Raw genomic sequence first — 21,067 nt, 5'->3', positions numbered from 1 at the left:
GCCTAGTGCCCCGTGGCGATAACGTGGTAGCGCGCACCGATCACCCCGACAGCTGGGCGTCGCGCATGGCCGTGCGGATCGCCGCGGCCTTGGGGGAGAGGTGGCGCTCGTCCCTGCAAACCAAGGTCGTCGCGTCGGTCGTTGTCATGACCATCTTGTCCCTCGCCGTGCTTTCTGCGCTGATGGCCTCAACGATTCGCGACGGAATCGTCTCCCAGCGGCGCCAAGTAATCCTGACGGAGGCCACGCGAAGCATCGCCAACACCCAGGTGCTGCTCAACTCCTCGGCCGCGGCAAACAGTACCCAGGTCCAGCAACTGCTCACCGATACGGTCGGCACCTTGCAATCGTCTGCCGCCGACGGTCGGCAGGTCTTCTTGTGGCGGACTCCGGCGGCCACCGCCGCGGGCTCCACCATCAACGATGTCTCATCGAGCCCCGACCTCGGTTCCGTTATCACCCCGGAACTGCGGGCGAGCGTCGCCAACGACCGCGAAGAAGCCCACTGGCAGTCGGTGGCGCTTCCGGCCACGGGCCGGGCCGAACCGGGAGTCGTGGTGGGATCGTCGGTCGAGGTGCCGCTGGCAGGCTCGTTCGAACTCTATCTGGTGTATTCCCTGGAGCCAGAACAGCGGACACTCACATTCATCCAGCGGGTGGTGTGGGCGTCGTTGGCCTCGCTCGCGGCTGTCTTGGTGCTGATCATGTGGCTTGTGGCGAGGCAGATGGTGCGTCCGATCGTGACCGTCTCAACCGCGGCCAAGAGGATCGCGGATGGACACCTCGACGAACGGATCCCGGTGGACGGCTCCGATGAGGTCGCCGCGCTCGAAGAATCGTTCAACGCCATGGCCGCGAGCCTGCAAGAGCAAATTGAGCGGCTGGCAAACCTGTCGAACCTGCAACGCCGCTTCGTCTCCGACGTCTCGCACGAGCTTCGCACGCCCCTGACCACGATCCGCATGGCGGCGGACATACTCCACGACTCCCGCACCGACTTTCCGGCGCCCGCGAGGCGATCAGTCGAACTGCTCAAGGAGCAGATCGATCGCTTCGAACTGCTGCTGACGGACCTGCTTGAGATTAGCCGCTTCGATGCGGGCGCTGCGAAGCTCGATTCCGAGCCGCGCGACATCGGTGCAACTATCACCACGGTCATTTCGCAGATGATGCCGTTGGCCCGCGGCATGGGCGTGCGGGTCACCCTGCGCGTTCCCGTGGACCGGGTCGTATGCGAGGTGGACACCGTCCGTTTCGAGCGAATCGTGCGCAACCTGTTGGCCAATGCCATCGAACACGCGTTGTCCGGATCGGTCGAGGTCGCCATAGGCGCCACCCCCGATTCGGTCTCCATCCGGGTGCGAGACCACGGTATCGGGCTATCGCCGGACGATCTTCCGCGCGTGTTCGATCGGTTCTGGCGGGCCGATCCGGCCCGCGCCCGCACCACTGGCGGAACCGGATTGGGGCTATCGATCTCGTTGGAGGACACACTGCTGCACGGGGGTACCTTGGAAGTGGATGGAGAACCTGGCCGGGGCGCGACGTTCTTGCTGACACTGCCGCGCAGCGCTCATTCGCGCAACGTGCGCCGCGCCCTGATATTGACTCATGACAGGGACGAGGCCGACGCGCGCGGTTACCTGCCTGGCACGGCGCTGACCGTTTTCGACGGCGCGGCTGCGGGCGACGCAGCCGCGCCGGCGGCCCTCGTCACTGATGATGATGATCAGGAGGAACAAGCATGATGGCGCGCAGAACGCTCTGCGGGTTGCTGGCGGTCCTAGCGGCATTGGCGCTCGCGGGGTGTGCCTCCATCCCCACATCGGGGTCGGTCATGTCCGCCTCGCTGCCGGCCACCGGTAACGAAACCGTGTACATCGAGGCCGACGGGCCGACGCAGGACGCGTCCCCGCTCGACATCGCGCGCGGATTCATCCGGGCGCAGGCCGTGGGCGTCTACGACGACTACCGCGTCGCCAAGGAGTTCCTGACGAGCGCCCGCGCGCAATCGTGGGATCCGGGAACGGAAACGATTGTGTACACGGGCGAGCCGGCGTTTTCCGCGCTCGGTCCCGATGGCACGCCGGCGGATACCACAGCGAGCGGGGCCGCGGCGGAGTACGTCGACGTGAGCGGGCCAATCGCCCTCGCCGCGCGGGTGGATTCCACGGGGCAGTTCGCAGAGGAATCCGCCGACGCCGAACAGGTGGTTTCGATGAGGATGGTCCGCGAGGATGGGCAGTGGCGGATTTCGACATCCCCGGAGGGCACCCTCATTTCGATGCCGAACTTCACGTCCACGCATCGCCGGGTCGCGCTGCAGTTCCTGTCGCCGGACCGCACCTACCTCGTCCCCGATGTCCGCTGGTACCCGGTAAAGAACCTGGCGGGATACGTTGCGGAAGGCCTGCTGGCAGGACCTGCGCAGTGGCTGCAGGACGCCGTGGCGACGGCCATTCCGCCAAAGACGGCGCTGAACGTCGCTGGCTCGGTGCAAATCGACGCCGACGGGCAGGTCGCGATCGACCTTGACCAGACGATTCTTGCCTTGGACGCCACGGCGCGCGCGGAAATGATGGCCCAATTCGCGGAGACGCTCTACCAGGTTCCGCAGGTAAGGTCCGTGCGGATCATGTCGGGCGCCACCGACCTGACGGTGAGCCCCGCGACGCTGATGCGGGATCCGACCGCCGGGGTTTCCGTGAGCCTCGTCAAGGACGGACGCCTGGGGTCGATCCGCGATGGTGGTTTCCATGCCGACGATGCGTTCGGGGCGATCACCGTCGGCAAAGTGACGGGCCTCGCGGTAGAGGCCGCCGACGGGGTGCAGCGAGGCAGAACCGCAATAGTGCGCGTCGGCGCGGGGGCGCTGTACCAGATCCGCGCGGCGGGGGTCGCCGCGGGGGCAACGCCGTTGCTGAAGGCGAAGACGGTCTCTAATCCCAGCATCGACCGGCACGGGTGGGTGTGGACCGCCGCCAACGGCAAGATAGTTGCCATATCGCAGGCAGGGACCGTGCGGCCCGCCGCGCGCTGGCTGGAGGGACGCTCGGTGTTGGCGGTGCGAGTCTCGCGCGACGGCGCGCGGGTCGCGATCGTGTCGCGTTCGGCGCAGGACTCAGCTGAGGCGTCCCGAGTGGATATCGCTGCCGTCGTGCGCGATGACGGCGGCGCACCCAGCCAGCTGGTGCAGGGAATCGTTGCGGGCGGCGGGATTGCGGGGGCCGAGGACGTCACCTGGATTGGGGAAGCGACCGTGGCGGTGCTGTCCGATGGGGCCGCGTCGTCGGATGCGACCGTGTTCGAGGCTCCGCTTGGTGACGCGAACCAGGCGCAACCCGCGGTCGGGCAGGCCAAGGCCCTGGCGGGCGACTGGGACATCCGTTCGCTGTACGTGCTGCGCACCGACGGCGTCTTGATGTCGCGCAGTGCCACGGGTGCGAGCTGGAGGCAGGCCGCAACGGGGATCGCCGCGGTCGCGTACCCGGGGTAGTACCGTCTTGTTTTCCACAGCGGACAAGGATGGACGAGGCCCGCCCCTTGGTCGCGTACAAATTCGCTATGGGAACGTTTGCGGGTGATGACCAGCGGCGCGCGGGTCCGTCATGGCGCGCGATCTGCACCGCGATTGGACACGTCGTGGTGCCTGTTAGGTGCGCCGGATGCGGGCTCTACGACACGCAACTGTGCGCCCCGTGCCGTGCGATGTGGGAACGCAAGCCATTTCGCTGCGAGCAGTTCGCGGGACGCCTGGACCTGGCCGATGGCGGCCACGCAATGCCCGTGTGGGCGCTGAGTCATTACCGCGACGAGCCGCGTGAGGTCATTCTGGCCGCCAAGGAAGGCGGGCGTCACGACCTGCACGCGCTATTGGGGCTGGCTGCGGTCCGCGCGGGGAAAGCAGCCCGCGCGCACGTGGGCGGGGGACGGATGCTGGCGGCCGTCCCCGTTCCCTCTCGACCCGCCACCATTCGGCGGCGCGGAGCGGATCTGACGGCCGCGCTGGCGCGCCACGTCGCCAGCGCGGGCGCGATGGGGTGCGCCCCGGCGCTGCGCGCCCACAACAGGCGCGCGGATCAGGTCGGCTTGGGTGCTGCGGGCCGGGCCCGCAACCAGGCGGGATCGGTATCTGTGCGCGCGGGTGCGCTGCCGGTGGGCCGCGACGTGATCCTGGTCGATGACATCGTGACCACCGGTGCGACGCTGCGCGAATGCCAACTGGTGCTGGGGCGCGCGAATGTGCGGGTAGTGGGCGCGGTGGTGCTCGCGTGCGCAGTCGCGCCCGGAGGGTCGGTGTATGCATCGCTCAGCAAGAGCGGCTAGTCTTGGATCACACCGCAAAGTGGCGGTGCTGGTGAACCTACGCAGGGAATTCAGGAGGTGTTGACGTTACACCCCCGGGGCCTGGTGGCCCGCGGGATTTCTTGGAAGCTGTGCGCGCTGCGCACCTCACACGCTCGGAGGTCAAAATGGAGATCGTCGTCGTTGGTCGTCACACGGATATAGCGGAACGGTTCCGCCGACACGCTGAAGATAAGTTAGCGAAGGTCGGCCAGCTGGCTCCGGGAGTGCAGCGAATCGATGTGGAAGTGACGCACGAAAACAACCCCCGGCTTGCCGATGTGTGCGAGAAGGTCGAGCTGACGGTGCGGGCCAAGGGCCCGGTGGTGCGGGCGGAGGCCGCGGCAGACGACCGCTACGGGGCCCTCGACTTGGCGCTCGACAAGCTCAATGAGCGGCTTCGCCGCGCGCATGACCGCCGGACCAGGACGCGCCGGCGTGGCGAGGGAATCAACGCGGTTGCCGCGAGCCTGCCGCCGCTAGACGAGGTCCCCGCGGTGGCGACCGATGAGCCCGCCGATGACTTGGTGCCCCATGAGCACGGAGAGGCCGTCGAGTTCCATGTCTCGGGATCGCCGGTGGTCATCCGGAACAAGCTGCATCAGGCATCGCCCATGTCCGTCGAGGAAGCGATCGACGAAATGGAATTAGTCGGGCACGACTTCTTCCTCTTCGTTGACACCGCTACTTCGCGTCCGTCGGTGGCGTACCGGCGCCGCGGGTGGGACTACGGCGTGATCGCTTTGGATACGAACTGCGGATAGCACGAACCTCCAGGGAACCGGCCTGGGGTGGCGCCGATACGGTTGCCACCCCAGGCTTTTCTCTTCTGGAGAAAATGGGGTCGCTGCGGGGAGATTCTTTGAGAAGTCTCGTCTAAGATAGGCCGGTACGCATAGCGCCATTGTGCTGTGCGACGGCGGCGCTTGCCGCGAAACATACGACACCAGGAGATATGCGTGCCTGCAATCCTCGAAAAGGTCCTGCGACTGGGTGAGGGCAGGATCCTCAAAAAGCTGAGCGCCCTAGCCAAACAGGTCAACGCGCTCGAAGATAGCTTCACGGCCCTCACCGATGAGGAGCTGCGGGAGGAGACTGATCGCTTCAGGGCCCGGTTGGCGGACGGTGAAACGCTCGACGACATAGCTGCCGAGGCCTTCGCGGTAGTGCGCGAGGCCGCGCGCCGCACACTCGGGCAGCGTCACTTCGATGTGCAGCTCATGGGTGGTGCGGCCCTGCACCAGGGCAACATCGCCGAGATGAAGACCGGTGAGGGCAAGACGCTCGTCGCGACGTTGCCGGCGTACCTCAACGCGCTGTCCGGTAAGGGCGTGCACATCATCACCGTCAATGACTACCTTGCCGAATACCAAAGTGAACTCATGGGGCGCGTGTTCAGGTTCCTGGGGTTGACGACCGGGTGCATCTTGAGCAAGCAGAATCCGGCGCAACGCCGCGAGCAGTACGCGTGTGACATCACCTACGGCACGAACAACGAATTCGGGTTCGATTACCTGCGCGACAACATGGCCTGGCGCGAAGAGGACCTGGTTCAGCGCGGGCACAACTTTGCGATCGTGGATGAGGTCGACTCCATCCTGATCGATGAGGCTCGCACCCCGCTGATCATCTCGGGACCCGCGGATGGCGATCAGATTCGCTGGTACCAGGAGTTCGCCCGCGTGGCCCGCCGTTTGACTCGGGATGTCGACTATGAGGTCGATGAGAAGAAGCACACCGTCGGCGTTTTGGAACCCGGTATCGAGAAGGTCGAGGACCAGCTAGGTATCGACAACCTCTACGACTCGCTCAACACCTCCCTGGTCGGCTTCCTGAACAATGCGATCAAGGCGAAGGAATTGTTCCGCCGCGATAAGGACTACATCGTCACGCGCGGCGAGGTCCTGATCGTTGACGAGCACACCGGGCGCGTTTTGCCCGGCCGCCGGTACAACGAGGGCATGCACCAGGCCATCGAGGCAAAAGAAGGCGTCCAGATCAAGGCCGAGAACCAGACCCTGGCGACTATCACCTTGCAGAACTACTTCCGTCTCTACGACAAACTCGCCGGTATGACGGGTACGGCTGAGACCGAAGCCGCGGAGTTCCTGAGCACCTACAAGTTGGGTGTTGTCCCCATCCCGACCAATCTCACCATGCAACGCGTCGACCAGCCCGACATCGTCTACAAGACGGAACTGGCGAAGTTCGAAGCGGTGGTCGATGACATTATCGAGCGCAACGAGAAGGGTCAGCCGGTCCTCGTCGGTACCACCAGCGTCGAGAAGTCGGAGCTCTTGTCGGACATGCTCAAGAAGCGGGGCGTCCGTCACGAGGTGTTGAACGCCAAGCAGCACGAGCGGGAAGCCGCGGTCGTCTCCATGGCCGGGCGCAAGGGAGCCGTCACCGTGTCGACCAACATGGCCGGACGCGGTACCGACATCATGCTTGGCGGAAACGTGGAATTCCTGGCCAACGCCCGAATGAAGGACTTGGGTCTCGACCCCGCCGATACCCCCGAAGAATTCGAGGCTCGGTGGCCGGAAGTTCTGCAAGAGGTCAAGGAATCGGTTGCCGCGGAGCACGACGAGGTCGTCGAGCTTGGGGGGCTCTATGTCCTCGGCACCGAGCGCCACGAATCCCGCCGCATCGATAACCAGCTGCGTGGCCGGTCCGGACGCCAGGGCGACCCGGGGGAATCGCGGTTCTATCTTTCGCTCGAAGACCACCTGATGAAGCGGTTCAAATCGGGTATGGCGGAATCGATCATGCAGCGCACCGGGTTCCCCGACGACATGCCTCTCGAATTCAAGATCGTCACGAAGGCCATTCAGAGCGCGCAGGCACAGGTCGAGGCGCAGAACTTCGAAATCCGCAAGAACGTCCTGAAGTACGACGACGTCATGTCGCGCCAACGCGAGGTCATCTACCGCGAACGCGGTGCGGTGCTGGCTGGCGCCAACATGCAGGACGAGGTGCAGAACTTCATGCACGAGGTACTCACCTCGTACATTGAGGCCGCAACCGTTTCCGATGCGCCCGACGAGTGGGATCTGGAAACGCTGTGGACGGCTCTGAAGTCGGTCTACCCCGTGTCGATCGAGATCGACGAGGTCATCGAGCAGGCTGGTGGTCCGAAGCTCCTGACAACAAAGCTGCTGCTTGATGAGATCATCTCCGATGCGGAGCACCAGTACCGCAAGCGCGAAGAGGAGCTCGGGTCGGAAGCGATGCGCGACCTGGAACGACGGGTCGTTCTGTCGGTACTGGACCGCAAGTGGCGCGAACACCTCTACGAGATGGATTACCTCAAGGAGGGCATTGGCCTGCGGGCGATGGCCCAGCGTGACCCGCTCGTTGAATACCAAAACGAGGGCTACCAGCTCTTCAAGGCCATGACCGACGCGATCAAGGAGGAGTCGGTAGGGTTCCTGTTCTTCTTGAAGGTCGAAGTCCAGCAGGTGGAGGAGGACGAGGTAGAGGTAGAGGTCGAGGGCATCGAAGAATTCGAGATAGAGGATGAGGACGGCGAAGGCGGGCCAGCGGTTACCACGACGGCATCCGCATTCGTGTCCAAGGCGACCGTTACCGCCGCCAGCAAACCCAAGCTCGTGGGCAAGGGCCTCGACGAACCGAAGAAGGCAGTCCCGCTCGAATACTCATCGGCCGGAGAGGACGGTGAGGTGCAAACGAGTCGCGCCGCCGGAGCCAACCCGGACGACAAGCGCACCTATCCCGGAACGGGACGCAACGAACCGTGCCCATGCGGTTCCGGCAAGAAGTACAAGGTATGTCACGGTCGTAACGAGGCATAGCGTCCGGCGATGACTCGCCGACGGGTGGGGCGGGCACCACGAAATGTGGCGCCCGCCCCGCCCGCTTGCTATCCCACCTCCAGCGCGCTCACCTGCCAGCGGCCGCTGATCTGTTCGACGCGGACGGCGGCGGCCAGGCAGCGGGCGCCCACTGATACCGCCACGGACACCTCGCGGCAGCTGGCTGTGGGACTCGACGCCCGATGGCCGACAAGCTTGATGATCGGGCGGACCCCTGGCGGTCCCTCCCCCCTCCAGTTGCATCGCTGCGACAGCCTCCGTAGGACGGATGATTGGACCACCGGTCGTAGCGCGTTGAGCGACGCCCCTCCGTATACCGCCTCGACCGCCTTCAGGGCGGACAGCGCCGCCAACTGGCCAGGATCGATGCCGGTGGCAGCGGGGGCCTGCGGAGTCGGCACGGGCACGTGGGTGCACCGGCGTGCGTCGTGATCGGTCGGGACACATCGACACCGACGCGGATAGGGATTCGGTTGCGGACTGCGGCGTGGTCGTGACAACGTTGTCTCCTCGAAGCTGGGACAGCAGGTGCTAGGTATTATGGCAAGTTTTGACGCCGCTGGGGAGGTGCTAAGCGAAAACTGTGGATAACTTCGGCGCGTCGTTGCCGTGCATGCGGGCGGTGCTGCGACAATGCGGGCATGCGTATGTACCTGCCATGGTCGATCGGCGAACTCGCGGGAATTGGGCCTACGCCGAACTCGGTCGCCGTGGGACCCGGGACGCCGTTCGCGGCGGTCGATCCGCATGCTGCTTTCGATTCAGCTGACGACCGCGAAGAGGCGGAGTTTCAAGCGCTCTACGCCGCGGCGGGATTCAGCTTGGAGGCGATCGCCCGGGACGCTGGTCACGCGCCCGCTTTGCGCGCGGTGCTTACGGTGGAGGCCGAGGAAGCGCCGAACAGTGGCGCGGTTGCGGGCGACCTGTTCATCGGGGTGATCTCGTCTCCCCTGGAATGCACGGCGGTGTGCGCGCACGTAGACGAGCCCCAGGCGGCCGGGCTAGTGCGGTCGGCGGCCATCGCCGGTGATGACGGTGCCGGGGCGCTGGAGGGCGCTGACCTCCTGTGGTACGACGTATCTGAGCTGGGCGACATTCCGCTCGCGCCGTAGGCGACCCGGCGCCGCGCGCATGTGCGGCTGCGCACCCACCGACGAACGACGATGGCGGGTCGCCGGAGATCGATTCTCCGACGACCCGCCATTCGGGTCGCACCGCCAGTTCGGGAGGAGCGTTACCGCTTGACCTTGCCGGTCTTTGCCGTCTTGATCGTCACCGTCTTGTAGCCGCTCTTCTTCAGCGTGATCTTCACGAAGAGCTTCTTCTTGACGTCCTTGCGGGTCACCTTGTAGGTCTTCTTAGCGCCCTTCTTTCCGGAGACCTTTTTCTTGCCCACGTACCAGCGATAGGTTAGCTTCACGCCGCCGGTCGAAAGCTTGGGCTTGACTACCTTGACCTTCTTGCCAGCCTTGATCTTCTTCTTGATCGCCTTCTTCTTGCCGACCTTCAGAGATGCCTTCTTCTTCACGCTGATGATGCCGATCCCCACGGTGCGCTGCGCCGAGACGGTTGTCACCGAAGCGTAGCCGTTGAGAGTGGCGGTCACGCGAACAGCGAGCCCGGCCCTGTAGTCGGCGGCGACAGGGGTGTAGGTCGCGCCCGTCGCTTTCGAGATGGCTGCACCGTTTCGCAGCCATTGGTACGTGTAGCTTGCGCCCGCGACGTTGTATGTCCCGGGCGTTGCCTTCACCGCTTGCCCGACTCGGACAACCGATCCGGTGATCGCCGGTGCCTTCGCCGCAACGAGTGCGCCGCGCGAGACCTTGCCTGCCTCGAGCGTGGTCACGCTATCCGCGTAGCCGGGCAAAGTAGCGGTGACGACCACTCGCAGGGTCTTTCCCAGATCCGCGGCAACGGGGGTGTACGTTGCGGTCGTTGCCTTGGGGATGTCCGCGCCATCCACAGACCACTGGTAGGACAATTGCACGGCCGCTGCGCCGTCGCTTCCGGCGGCGTACGTGCCGGGGACGACGCGAGCCGCGGTTCCGATGACGCCTGATTTTGGAGTGAGACTGGGCGCCACGGTGACCGCGAGCTCGGCCAAGGCGATTTTGCCAGAAACAAGCTCCCTTGCGTAGGCGTTGTATCCGTCTGCGGCTGCGGTCACGCGAACGGAAAGGACCTTGCCGATGTCCTGCGTGCTGGGCGTGTATTGCGCTCCGGCGGCGTTCTCGATCGGGGTGCCGTCCAGCAGCCACTCGTACGATTCGACGGCCGATTCCGGGACGTATGTTCCAGGCAAAACGACGACCTCGGAGCCGAATGCCGGGTTGGTCGAGACCGTCGGATCCGCCGTGGCGGCAAGGTCAGCCTTGGTGACTTCCTCACCAGACACGGTCGCGACTGCGTCTTCGAACCCGTCGCGCGAAGCGGTAACTCGCAGTCCGATGGTCTTGTTCACATCATTTGGTGTGACCGTGTAGGTGGATGCCGTGGCGCCCGCGATCTCCTCGCCGTCCGCGAGCCATTGGTGGGACTCGGTAACTCCGGTGGGGGAGTACGATCCCGCCGACGCTGTCAGCTGGCTGCCCGTGGTGAACGAACCCGCAATGGATGGTTGCGTCGTGGTTGTGATCGTGCCCTTGGCTACGGGATCATCAATGCTTGCCTGTGCCGTCAAATCGTTGAAACCCGCTTTGGAGTACGTGACCTTGACGCTAATCTTCTTACCGAGTTCGTTCGCGGACAACAGCAACGAGGAGGCGCTGGCGCCGGCGATCTCTTGGCCGTCAGCAAACCATGCGTATGACACGGTCGCCCCCGTGGGTGTGACGGCGCCGGGGGTTGCTGTTAGCTGGTCGCCAACGCGGGCTGTTCCGCCCAACTGTGGGTCCGTGGTGGAGGTGAAATCGCCCTTCGCGATAGTGACCGAATCGCTGGTCACGGCGCCGGAGACGTAGCCCTTCTTCTTCGCGACAGCCGATACGACAATCGACTTACCAGCATCCGCGGCCCGGAAGGCGTAGGAGTCTGATGGGCCAACCTGAACTGTCTTTCCGGCGACCCTCCAGACGTAGGTGACCGAGTCGGGTGCCTGTGACCACGCCACGGTATTCGATGCCGTCAGTGATTCCATTGAATCTGAATATTTGTTGCCTTCGGGGATATTGCCGATAGTTGCGGCCCCGGATGTCGACTTCAGCGTGATCGCATCGGTGTCAACCACGGCATCGGACGCGATCGCGAAGATGTGGAAGCGCCACGAGGAATTCTGGACGGGAACCTTGACAGTGATGCTGTCCACGGCGCGTCCCTCATCGACGTGCAGGGTCTTGGTGGCCGATAGTCCGCAACCGAGGTTGTCGCCCGAACGGTTCCACTTATTGGTGATGCTGGTTGAATCGGTTGTTCCGCCGGGGCTGCACCAGTCGAATAGATTGACGGAGGTTTCCGTGGAGGAATCCGATGTCTCATCGTTATTGTCGCTGGCGTAGTTGAGGGTCACCCTCGCTTCGGTGGTGCCCCCGGAGCCTGCCCCTATCAGCCGGATCTGAGTGGCTTTCGTGCTGGCCAGGGATCCGAGGCCGAGCGAGGTGTTGTCGATCGTGAACGTATCTTCGGGCGCAATCGAGATGTTGTCGGCCGCGCCTTCGGTTCCGCCCGCCAGGGTGTACGAGAGCTCGGTGCCGCCCTCCCCATCGATGGTGAGCGGGGTATTAGTCGGCAGCGCGCCTTGCGAATCGCGGAGGAAGTAATAGCCAAGGCCATCGAAATTCGCGGCGGTTGAGCCGCTATCGCCGATCGCGACGTTGTTGAAGTAGCCTTCGAGCCAGTTAGCGGACGTGGCGGGTTGTTCCGCCTCGGCGGCAAGGGCGCCGGGAGCGGCTGCTAGGGCAGCGAGCGACAACGCTCCGGCGGCCGTAAGCGCAAGCAAAGATGTAGCGCGCCGATTGCGGCGCGGTGGCAGAGACGTGGGCGTTTTCATGCAGGGAAACTCCGAATCGATCGGGGGAGGCGGGAGCCTTCCCACGGTGGGATCTACCCGACGGTGGCTATTTCCTGACACCGTTGTCGGGATGCATCAACCATAATGCCACCGCAGGGGGTGGTCAAATAGTTTGAGTACCCTGTCCACGGGGCGGATGGAAAAAGGCGGCGGGGCGTCCGAACTCGGACGCCCCGCCGCCTTTCGGATGGTTAGGAGCTCACCGCTTAACCTTGCTCGTCTTGATCGAAGTCGAGCTCTTGGAAGCATAGCCAGCGGCCGAGTAGGTGACCTTCACCTTCAGCCTCTTGCCTGCAAGCTTCTTGGTGACCTTGAGCGTGGCCTTCTTGCCGGCCTTTCCCTTGATCGCCTTCTTTCCGGCGTACCACTTGTAGCTGACCTTGACCGGTGATCCGGGCGCGGTCGCCTTGCTGGCGCGCGCCTTGATCCGCTTCCCGACGCGTATCTTCGTCTTCTTGGTCACCTTCTTGGAACCGACCTTCAGCGACGTCTTCCCCACTCCGCGAATCGTGCCGAGCTTCACCGTGCCGAAGGGGATCAGCGCGGTCACCGTCTTGTAGCCGTCACCCGCAGCGGTGATCCGCACGGTGATCGCCTTCTTTGCATCCGCCGGTTCGGGCGCGTACGACGGTCCCACCGCCCCGGCGATTGCTTTGCCGCCTGCGTACCACTGGTATGTCACCGCGACCGAGGTTCCTTGGATCCCGGAGGCGCCAGGGTTCACGGTGAGCGACTGGCCGATCTGCAGGATCGAGGAGGCCGTGGCTGGAACCCCATTCACGAACGCGGTCACATTCAAGGTGATCGGGTCCTTGGTGCCCGCGCCGCCGCCATTGTCGCCGCCGCCATCGCCACCTCCGTTGTCGTCGGCGGCGGAAACGGCACTAGTTGCAGCAGAGGTAAATTGCTTGGTCTCCGCATCCTGCCTGGTCACCGTCGCCCGCACGGAGATTGACTTGCCGAGCAGGGCCTCATCGAGCAGCAGTGTTGGGCTGGTCGCACCCGGGATTGCAACACCGTCAGCAAGCCACTGCAAGGACACTGCCGCATCCGCGGGTTCGTATTCGCCGGGGTTGGCGGTGAGGGTCTTACCCACCTGCGCCGTACCGGTGACGGTCGGTTGCTGGGTCGCGGTGATGATAACCGGCTCCGTCGGCGCCAAGATCGCGAACGGCTGCGACGTCACGGTCGTCGGGTTGATCCCCGCGACCACGGCGGTGACCTGGAAGGTGATGGTGGTGCCTTCATCAGCGGACGAAACGGTGTAGGTGTCGCCGGTAGCCCCGGCAATCGGCACACCGTCGCGCAGCCACTGCTTCGAAACCGTCGCCGCGGAGCCGAAGTCAGGCACTGCGCCCTGCAACTGCGTCCCGACCGAAGTGCCCCCAGTGATTGCTGGCGCGGCGGATGCCACGGCGGCGGCATCCGACGCTATCGCAAAGACGTGCATGTTCTTTGCCGTGGGCCACGTGATCGAGGTGAGTTCCTTGCCCCCCAGCGAGATCACTTGGGTTACTGCTATGCCGCACGAAAGGTCCTGGACACCGCTGGAGTACCGCTGCGTCGCCCTGCCGAGCGGCACATTATTGCCGGCCTGCGAAGACCAATCGGAGCACCAGTCGGTCGCGCTGATGGATTCCGACTTGGAGGTGCCGTCCTTGAAATTCAGCGTGACGTTCCCGCTCGCATTGCCGTTGTTACCGGCGACGACGAACGCGATCTTGGTGGCATTTGGCAGCTTCCCGGCCACGTTCGTGGTTTGCCCGAGCGCGATGAGGTTATCGTTTTGCGCCACCGCATTCGTGATGCGGAACGACATCGACGCGTCGCCGGGGTAGGTCGAGTAGACCCCCAGGGGGAATCCGGCCGCGGTCGCTTGGTCACGCAAGAAGAACTCTTGTCCGCTGATATCGCGACCGTCCGATTCGTACTTGTTGAACTTGGCATTTGCCGAGTCGGCAGAATTGGTTGAGCTGGCGATAGCCTGGTTGTTCAGCGCGCCAGCGGTCCCGAGCAGGGTCTGCTCCGTCGTGGCCACGGACACTGCTAGGGACGAGGCCACCGCATCGCTACCGGATCCGACGCTAACGGCGACGTTGTACGTGCCCGCGGTTACCGACGCGTCGGCGCTGATCTGAACCGTCGCGTTAGCCATCACCGTGCCGCCCTGCGGGTTGACGGAAACCGTTGCGCCCTGGGTGACACTCGCCGTCAGCCCCGCAGGAGCCGTCACAGTCACGTCACCGGCGACTGCCTTGGTCCCCGTGAACTGGAGCGATACGGGCACGGCGGTCGAGCTTCCCGCGGATACGATTGCCCGCGATTGCGATGCGCGTTCGTAGACCGAGGTCGTCGGTTGCACAACGAGGCGCGTCGGCAGGTCGGTGACGGTGGCCAGCGAACCAGGGGAGGCCTCGTCGCTTGTTGCCCACTGAGAATGCGAACTACCGACCGTGTAGGACAGCGTCCCTGCGCTGGTGAGTTCGGTGCCCGAAAGGTAGGCGCGATCAAGCTGCTGCGTCCCGATCGCTACCGACTGCGTGTAGCGGTTCGTCATGGACGCGCCGTCGGCGGAGATGGTGAGCTCATCTTTGCCGAAAACGTCCTTGTCGAGGGCGATCTCGACCTTGTCAAACACCGGGGTGGTCAAGCCCCACACGTCCTTGCCCGGGATGATCGGGTAGATGCCGATGGTGGACATTACCTGCCACGCGGCCATCGTTCCGAGGTCGTCGTTGCCGGTGACGCCGTTAGGCGTGTCGGTGAACAGGGTCAGAGCTTCGCGAACAATGTCGGTGGTCTTCCACGGCTGCCCGGTCCACAGGTAGGTGTAGGCGGAGTTGAGGTCGGGCTCATTGTTGGGGTTGTAGGTCTTGGTCCCGTAGTAGTCGTACGTGCCGGTAACCCACCAGGCCGTGTTGCTGCCAGAGTTCTTGGCGACCCGGCCGGGGTTCGACTCGAGATCGATCGAGTTGTACGCGAAGAACGTGTCGAGGCGGTCGTTGGTCGCCTGCTTGCCACCCATGAGCGAAATGAGGCTCGGCACGTCCTGCGAAACGAGCCACTCGTACTGAGCGGAGGTTCCCTCGTGGAAGGCACTCTTTTCCTCATCGGTGCCCTTGGTCAGGTAGATTCCGTTCTTGTCGCGGGCACGGAAGGTTTTGGTGGCAGGATCCCATTCGCTGCGGAAGTTCTGGCCGCGCAGCGCGTAGCGCTCGGCATCCGCGGTGTGCCCGAGCTTCTTCGCCATGTAGGCGAGCGTTCCGTCGGCTAGCGCGTACTCGAGCGTGGCGGAGCCGCCGTGGTCCATGTCGTAGTCGGTGTTGCGGAACTTTGCCTTCTTGTTTTGCGTCACGTAACCGCGCGCAATGTACCGGTCGTTGTCGGCGCGCCCGTTGACGTAGACGTCGGCTGCCGGCTGGTTGTCCGCATTGTGCTTGAGTACCGCGTAGGTCCGCTCCTCCCACGTTCCGGTGAGCAGGCCCTGGTCCCAGGCGGACACCAAGAACGGCGTGGCGGGATCGCCTGTCATGACGTTCGTTTCAACCGGCCCATAGCCCCAACGCGGGGTCCAGCCGGACTGCTCTGCCTGCAACACAATCGATTTGGCCATGTCAGCGGACTTCTTAGGTTCGGTGAGATAGAGCCACTGTTGTTGCGTTCGGTAGGTGTCCCACAGGGAGAAGTCCTGATAGTAGGCGCCGAGACCATCGTCCGAGACCTGGTGGATCTGCGTGTCCCAGCCACGGTACTTGCCGTCGACGTCCGAGCCGACGTTGGGGGCGACGAACGATCGGTAGAGGGCCGAGTAGAACGTCTTGAGTTGCGTTTGCTTATCGGTGCCCTGCGCATTGGCGTCGCTTTGGGTCACCGAGACCTTCCCCAACTGGTCTGCCCACGCGGCATTCGCCGCGGTGCGGGCGCCGTTGAAGGTGTTCGACTCCGCCGTGAGATTCGCCTGAGCGCCCGCAGCGCTGACGTAGCTGATCGCCGTCTGCACCTCAACGGTCGCGTTGCGCGCGAATTCGAGAGAGGCGCCCGTGCGGTCCGTCGACGATGCGGAAGTCTTGTTGGCGGTGTAGGTGTTGCCCGTCCACGTCCCGTAGCCCTGGAAAGCCTGGTTGAACTTGGAGATCGAGTAGACCGTGAAATCGGGCGTGTCCTGGCAGAAGCCGTACACGGTGGTTTCCGTGGCCACGGTGCGATTCGCGGCGTCGATCGTCACCTTGGAGCTGCGTACGCTCGATAGTGCCTGGCCGGCGTTGATGCGAACATACGATTTGACGTCATCGCCCGAGCTGAACGAGTACTTTTGCACCCCGGTGCGGGTTGTTGCCGTGAGTTCGGCGGTGATGTTGTTGGCCGCACCCGAGCTCAGCACAGTCTTGTAGTAGCCGGGGCTGGCAACCTCGGCGCCCTCTTGGCCCTTATTGAGCACGGAACGTGAATAGTTCCCGGACGCATAGTCCGAGTTGAACCCGCTGCCGGTGGGCGAATCCGTAGTCGGGAGAACTGGAACAAATCCTCCCAGGCCGCAGCCAACGCCCGACAGGTGCACCTGCGAGAACCCTCGAACGGCATCGTTTGTCGAGTAGTAGCCGACGTTGTGACCGTTGTCGGGGGACAGCTGGACCATACCGAACGGGGTCGTCGCCCCCGGGAACGTATTACCGTCGTCGAGCGATCCGATGAACGTGTTCACCAGGCCAACCGCCTGCGAACCCGTGATGGTTTGGGCGGCAGCGTTGGCGGGCGCGGCGGCAGCCAATCCCGTCGCCGCGACGGCCAGCGCAGTCAGCCCCGCGAGGACTTTGCGTGAAAGCGGCGCGCCGGGCGTGTGTGCGCGCGGTTGTGGACGGTTGAGTCGCATGAATCTCCCTTTTCGTATGACGTCGCTACGATGCGGACCGCCACGGTAGTGGCTCGTCGACCAGCCTGACATCGTTGTCAATTTGTCTTAGGTTACCGCGCTTCGTGGACGGCGGCAAACAGCGCGCACAGCCCCGGGCGAAGAATCAATCTCGCGCAGGCCCGCTGCGCGGGGACGGGGGCCTCGTCGGCCAAAACCTTAGAAACCAATGCGTCCCAGAACGTCATCGTGCAATAGCCCATTACTCGCTATGCCATTAGCTCCCAGCGGCCCCGGCACACCCGCCAGTGAGGTGAACTTTCCGCCGGCTTCCGTAACAATAGGGACGAGCGCCGCCATATCGTACAGCGCCAGCTCGGGCTCGCAGGCAAAGTCGACGGCGCCCTCGGCGACGAGCATGTATGACCAAAAATCGCCATACGCCCGGGTGCGCCAGACATCGAGCGTGAGATCGACGAATTGGTGCAGGCGCCCCGCATCGCGCCAGCCGGTCAGCGAGGAATACGACATCGACGCGTCTGCGAGCGTCGCCACCTGGGACACGGCCAGCCTGCGGGCGCGTGCCAGCGACTTGCCCGTGTACGCGCCGGTTCCCTTCGCGGCCCACCACCTGCGGTTGAGGGCCGGAGCCGAGACCACGCCAACGACGACCTGATCGCCCTCCATCAGCGCGATCAGCGTCGCCCACACGGGCACGCCCCGGACAAAGTTCTTGGTGCCATCGATGGGGTCGATGATCCATCTGCGGTCCGAATGCCCCGTGGAGCCGAACTCCTCGCCGACGATCGCGTCGCGGCCCCGGGATCGGGCCAGTTGCGAGCGGATCACCTCTTCGGCGCTGCGGTCGGCGTCCGATACGGGCGTCAGGTCCGGCTTGGTTTCGACCCGCAGGTCCTGGGCCCGAAAGCGCGATGTGGTAATTGCGTCTACCTGGTCTGCGAGGACCAGGGCCAGGCGCAGGTCGTCTTCGTAGCGGGCTGAGGGCATAGCTCTACGCTAGTCGATCCGCGGTGGTGGTGGCGCCGCGCGCGGCGAGCAGGCGGCGCAGCGAGTCGACGCGGTGAGACCGGCGGATGCCTTCGCCGTCGCTCGCGGTCGCGACCCACGCATCCAGTTCGCAGTCGGGGGCACCCGCAAGGTGCGTGCAGCCGCGCGGGCATCGCGCCACGACCTCGGTGAGATCGTCAAACGCGGCGATGACGCTGTCCACCCCGACGTGGGCCAGGCCGAACGAGCGCACGCCGGGGGTGTCGATGACCCATCCGGCGGGCGCGTGCGCTTCATCCATCAAACGCAACGCGACCGCCGAAGTCGACGTTTGCCGGCCGCGGCCGGTGACCGCATTGACGTGTCCCGTGGCGCGATCGGCGCCCGGCACCAACGCATTGACCAGAGTAGATTTGCCGACTCCGGAATGACCAACCAGCACCGAAACCCTGCCCCGCAGCAGTTCGATCAGGGCCGGTAGGCCCTCGATCCGGCCGTCCGCGCGCCGGGTGATAATGGATTCGACGCCGATGTCGCGGTAAGGAGCAATGATCGGCTCGGGATCCGCCAGGTCGGCCTTCGTCATACAAAGCAGCACATCCATGCCAGCGTCGAACGCGGCAACGATGCACCTGTCGATCATGCGGGGGCGCGGGGTCGGGTCCGCGCAGGCCGTGACGATCACCAGCTGATCCGCATTGGCGACGATGATCCGTTCGTAGGGATCCGTGTCGTCGGCGGTGCGCCGCAGAACCGTCTTGCGGTCCTCGACGCGCACGATTCTGGCGAGCGTCCCGGCGGCACCACTGGTGTCCCCGACGATTGCGACGCGGTCTGCGCAGACGATACGGGTGCGGCCCAGCTCCCGCGCACGCATCGCAACCACGCGGCGTTCGGCGGGCAGGCCGTCATCCGCGACCAGCGTGTAGCGGCCCCGGTCGACGCCGATCACCATGGCGAGCGTGGCATCATCGTGGGTCGGGCGGTTCTTCGTGCGCGGCCGCGAGCCGCGCCGCGACGGCCGGTCGGTAAACGATGATTCGTCCCACTTGCCCCCGTGCCCCACGGTCTCTATTGCTCCTTGATGCCCGTACCGAGCATGTCTTCCCACATGCCCGCAAACCCGGGCATCGTCTTGGCGGTCGTCGCAATGTCCTGAACCACGACGCCCGGTGTCGCAAGGCCCACGATGGCACCCGCGTGCGCCATGCGGTGATCGTGATAGGTGCGCCACAGCCCGCCTCGCAACGGCAGGGGGGTGATGACTAGCCCGTCGGATGTCTGCTCCGCGCGCCCGCCGAGGCGGTTTATCTCGGTTGCCAGCGCCGCCAGGCGGTCGGTTTCGTGCCCGCGCAGGTGCGCGATTCCGCGCAGCCGCGTGGGCGAATCGGCCAGGGTGGCCAGCGCGGCGATTTGCGGCGCCAATTCGCCCCCTGCCGCCAGGTCCGCGTCGATGCCGCGCAGCTGCCCGCTCGATGTCACCGTGAGGCGGTCGCCGTCCAGGGAGGTGCGCGCGCCCATCTGCTCAAGGATTCCGGGCATCATGTCGCCGGGCTGGGTGGTTGCACGCGGCCACCCCGGGATCGTTACGGATGACCCGGCGGGCGCGGCGGCCGCCGCGCACATGAACGCCCCGGCGTTGGACAGGTCCGGTTCCACCCGGATTTGTTCCGCCTGGACCGGGCCGGGGTACACGCGCCAGATAGCGTCGCGCGAATCGTCAACCTGGATGCCGAACTGGCGCAAGACGGCGACCGTCATGGCGATGTGGGGCAGGCTCGGCAGCGTTGGCCCGATGTGGCGCACGGTCAGGCCCTCGCTCATGCGCGGCGCCGCGAGGAGCAGTCCAGAAACGAATTGGCTTGACTTCGATGCGTCCACATCCACGTGCCCACCGCGCAGGTGCGGGTTGCCGTGAACCGTGAAGGGCAGTAACCCGTCCCCGCCGTCATCGACCCGCACACCCAGGGCCCGCAGCGCGTCGATGATCGGAGCCATGGGGCGCACGCGTGCCCCCTCGTCTCCGTCGAACCTAACGCTGGCCGCAACCTGCGCGGCGACGGGCGGCAAGAAGCGCATCACGGTTCCCGCCAACCCGGTATCTATCTCGATGTCGCCAGTCACGGGCGAAAGAGGGACCGATCGCCATTCACCCGGCGCGGTCCCGGGGGAAAACGACGCGCCCAGCGCCGTCAACGCCGCCATCATGAGTTCGGTGTCGCGGCTGCGCAACAGCCCTCGGATCACGGCCGGCCCGGCGGCGAGTGCGGCCAAAACCAGGTAGCGGTTCGACAGTGACTTCGATCCCGGGACCGACACCTCGGCGCGAAACCCGCCCACCGGGGCCAGCGGAGCTGCCCAGTCACCCTGGCTCGCTGGCACTGAGTCGGACGGAATAGTCTTCGCATTATCGGTCACGCGACCAGCCTACCGGGGCCCTCTAACGGGCGCGTAATTATGCATCGCTCTGGTGCTCGTGCAGCCACTGCCGCGATGGCTTGCCGTGCCTGTCGGCCGCGATTGCGAGCGCGGCTCCGACCTGCCCCAGGGAACTGGCCAGCGACTTCCACGGCGTCGCGGTACCGGCCGCGAACGGTGTCCCGCTGTCTTTGCGCGGCATTGAGATCGCCACGCGCGGTGCGGTGAGTGCCGCCAGCATCAGCGCGTGCAGGCGCGGAGCCTTGCCGCCGACGAGCCCCAGCGAACACACGATGGTTGCAACCGCGTGCCCCCGCACCGCGAGCTTCCATTGGCCGGGGGTGAGCGTCGGCGCGTGCTCGGCGAGAGGGCAGTGCGTCGCAAACATGGCAGCGCGGGCGGAGTGCTCGTCGCTGTTCTTGAGCGCCTGCGCGGAGTCGACGATGAAGGGAACTGACACGAGCGCGCGGGCGAGGAATCCTAGGGCGGCCATGGGATGAGCCTTCCGATCTGTCGAGCCACTATGTCTGAGGTATCTAACCTAGCGCTATCGCCTGAATAATGCGTGTGATTCGCGCGCGGGGCGCACCGGAATATGCGGTGTCG

13 protein-coding genes and 1 pseudogene are annotated in these 21,067 nt (G+C 65.0%); 7 read left to right on the top strand and 7 right to left on the bottom strand.

All coding sequences use genetic code 11. The annotated features are described in order from the left end of the window. The first annotated feature begins 5 nt into the window (after positions 1–5). The 6 genes and pseudogenes from mtrB to FB389_RS10975 all read left to right on the top strand — a co-directional run bounded on the left by mtrB (position 6) and on the right by FB389_RS10975 (position 8,159). Positions 6–1,748 (top strand): MtrAB system histidine kinase MtrB, encoded by a 1,743-nt coding sequence (mtrB, locus tag FB389_RS04205; RefSeq protein ID WP_142111510.1) that lies wholly within the window; start codon positions 6–8, stop codon positions 1,746–1,748. Then, positions 1,745–3,496, top strand: a complete 1,752-nt coding sequence (locus FB389_RS04200) for an LpqB family beta-propeller domain-containing protein (protein WP_142111509.1) — start codon at positions 1,745–1,747, stop codon at positions 3,494–3,496. The genes mtrB and FB389_RS04200 overlap by 4 nt, the downstream gene beginning before the upstream one ends. Positions 3,497–3,564: 68 nt before the next feature. Continuing rightward, positions 3,565–4,326, top strand: coding sequence for a ComF family protein (locus FB389_RS04195; protein WP_170207864.1), 762 nt, complete (start codon positions 3,565–3,567; stop codon positions 4,324–4,326). A 146-nt stretch (positions 4,327–4,472) separates the two neighbouring features. After that, positions 4,473–5,108 carry a ribosome hibernation-promoting factor, HPF/YfiA family gene (gene hpf / locus FB389_RS04190; protein WP_142111507.1) on the top strand — a complete coding sequence of 212 codons (636 nt, stop codon included), beginning with the start codon at positions 4,473–4,475 and terminating at the stop codon, positions 5,106–5,108. A gap of 195 nt (positions 5,109–5,303) precedes the next feature. Beyond that, positions 5,304–7,799 (top strand): annotated as a pseudogene (gene secA, locus FB389_RS04185) (preprotein translocase subunit SecA); the annotation flags it as partial. 6 nt (positions 7,800–7,805) lie between these two features. Next, entirely contained in the window at positions 7,806–8,159 is a 354-nt protein-coding gene (locus FB389_RS10975; RefSeq protein ID WP_425467268.1) for an SEC-C metal-binding domain-containing protein, read from the top strand. Between the two features lie 68 nt (positions 8,160–8,227). Here FB389_RS10975 and FB389_RS10675 read toward each other — a convergent pair whose 3' ends face one another. Then, the gene (locus FB389_RS10675) at positions 8,228–8,929 is read right to left on the bottom strand and encodes an Rv3235 family protein (protein WP_246043512.1); all 702 of its coding nucleotides are present in this window, start codon (positions 8,927–8,929) and stop codon (positions 8,228–8,230) included. Between FB389_RS10675 and FB389_RS04180 the strand changes: the two genes are divergently transcribed. Beyond that, positions 8,822–9,292 carry a DUF6912 family protein gene (locus FB389_RS04180; RefSeq protein ID WP_142111505.1) on the top strand — a complete coding sequence of 157 codons (471 nt, stop codon included), beginning with the start codon at positions 8,822–8,824 and terminating at the stop codon, positions 9,290–9,292. The genes FB389_RS10675 and FB389_RS04180 overlap by 108 nt on opposite strands. Positions 9,293–9,414: 122 nt before the next feature. On the opposite strand, the gene FB389_RS10420 is transcribed toward FB389_RS04180, so the two are convergent. The 6 genes from FB389_RS10420 to FB389_RS04150 all read right to left on the bottom strand — a co-directional run bounded on the left by FB389_RS10420 (position 9,415) and on the right by FB389_RS04150 (position 20,954). Then, a complete protein-coding gene (locus FB389_RS10420; protein ID WP_170207863.1) occupies positions 9,415–12,165 on the bottom strand; it encodes a hypothetical protein in 2,751 nt (916 codons plus the stop codon). A gap of 220 nt (positions 12,166–12,385) precedes the next feature. Then, positions 12,386–17,056, bottom strand: a complete 4,671-nt coding sequence (locus tag FB389_RS04170) for a GH92 family glycosyl hydrolase (protein WP_142111504.1) — start codon at positions 17,054–17,056, stop codon at positions 12,386–12,388. Between the two features lie 198 nt (positions 17,057–17,254). Then, positions 17,255–18,043 (bottom strand): histidinol-phosphatase, encoded by a 789-nt coding sequence (gene hisN / locus FB389_RS04165; RefSeq protein WP_142111503.1) that lies wholly within the window; start codon positions 18,041–18,043, stop codon positions 17,255–17,257. Positions 18,044–18,047: 4 nt separating this feature from the next. Beyond that, positions 18,048–19,109, bottom strand: coding sequence for a ribosome small subunit-dependent GTPase A (rsgA, locus tag FB389_RS04160; protein ID WP_246043511.1), 1,062 nt, complete (start codon positions 19,107–19,109; stop codon positions 18,048–18,050). Positions 19,110–19,114: 5 nt separating this feature from the next. Then, entirely contained in the window at positions 19,115–20,461 is a 1,347-nt protein-coding gene (gene aroA, locus FB389_RS04155) for a 3-phosphoshikimate 1-carboxyvinyltransferase (protein ID WP_246043510.1), read from the bottom strand. 37 nt (positions 20,462–20,498) lie between these two features. Next, on the bottom strand, positions 20,499–20,954 hold the full coding sequence (locus FB389_RS04150) for a DoxX family membrane protein (protein ID WP_142111502.1): 456 nt from the start codon (positions 20,952–20,954) through the stop codon (positions 20,499–20,501). Positions 20,955–21,067: the final 113 nt, after the last annotated feature.

Source organism: Rarobacter incanus, assembly GCF_006715765.1.
Taxonomy (GTDB): domain Bacteria; phylum Actinomycetota; class Actinomycetes; order Actinomycetales; family Cellulomonadaceae; genus Rarobacter; species Rarobacter incanus.
Note: the sequence above shows the minus strand (reverse complement) of the source record. Positions and strands in the feature narration are given on the sequence as shown.

Excerpts from the sequence above, each read along its gene's own strand:
- FB389_RS04200 (WP_142111509.1), top strand. The coding sequence starts at position 1,745 with ATGATGGCGCGCAGAACGCTCTGCGGGTTGCTGGCGGTCCTAGCGGCA.
- FB389_RS04195 (WP_170207864.1), top strand. The coding sequence starts at position 3,565 with ATGGGAACGTTTGCGGGTGATGACCAGCGGCGCGCGGGTCCGTCATGG.
- hpf (WP_142111507.1), top strand. The coding sequence starts at position 4,473 with ATGGAGATCGTCGTCGTTGGTCGTCACACGGATATAGCGGAACGGTTC.
- FB389_RS04180 (WP_142111505.1), top strand. The coding sequence starts at position 8,822 with ATGCGTATGTACCTGCCATGGTCGATCGGCGAACTCGCGGGAATTGGG.
- FB389_RS10675 (WP_246043512.1), bottom strand. The coding sequence starts at position 8,929 with ATGCGGATCGACCGCCGCGAACGGCGTCCCGGGTCCCACGGCGACCGA.
- FB389_RS10420 (WP_170207863.1), bottom strand. The coding sequence starts at position 12,165 with ATGAAAACGCCCACGTCTCTGCCACCGCGCCGCAATCGGCGCGCTACA.
- FB389_RS04170 (WP_142111504.1), bottom strand. The coding sequence starts at position 17,056 with ATGCGACTCAACCGTCCACAACCGCGCGCACACACGCCCGGCGCGCCG.
- hisN (WP_142111503.1), bottom strand. The coding sequence starts at position 18,043 with ATGCCCTCAGCCCGCTACGAAGACGACCTGCGCCTGGCCCTGGTCCTC.
- FB389_RS04150 (WP_142111502.1), bottom strand. The coding sequence starts at position 20,954 with ATGGCCGCCCTAGGATTCCTCGCCCGCGCGCTCGTGTCAGTTCCCTTC.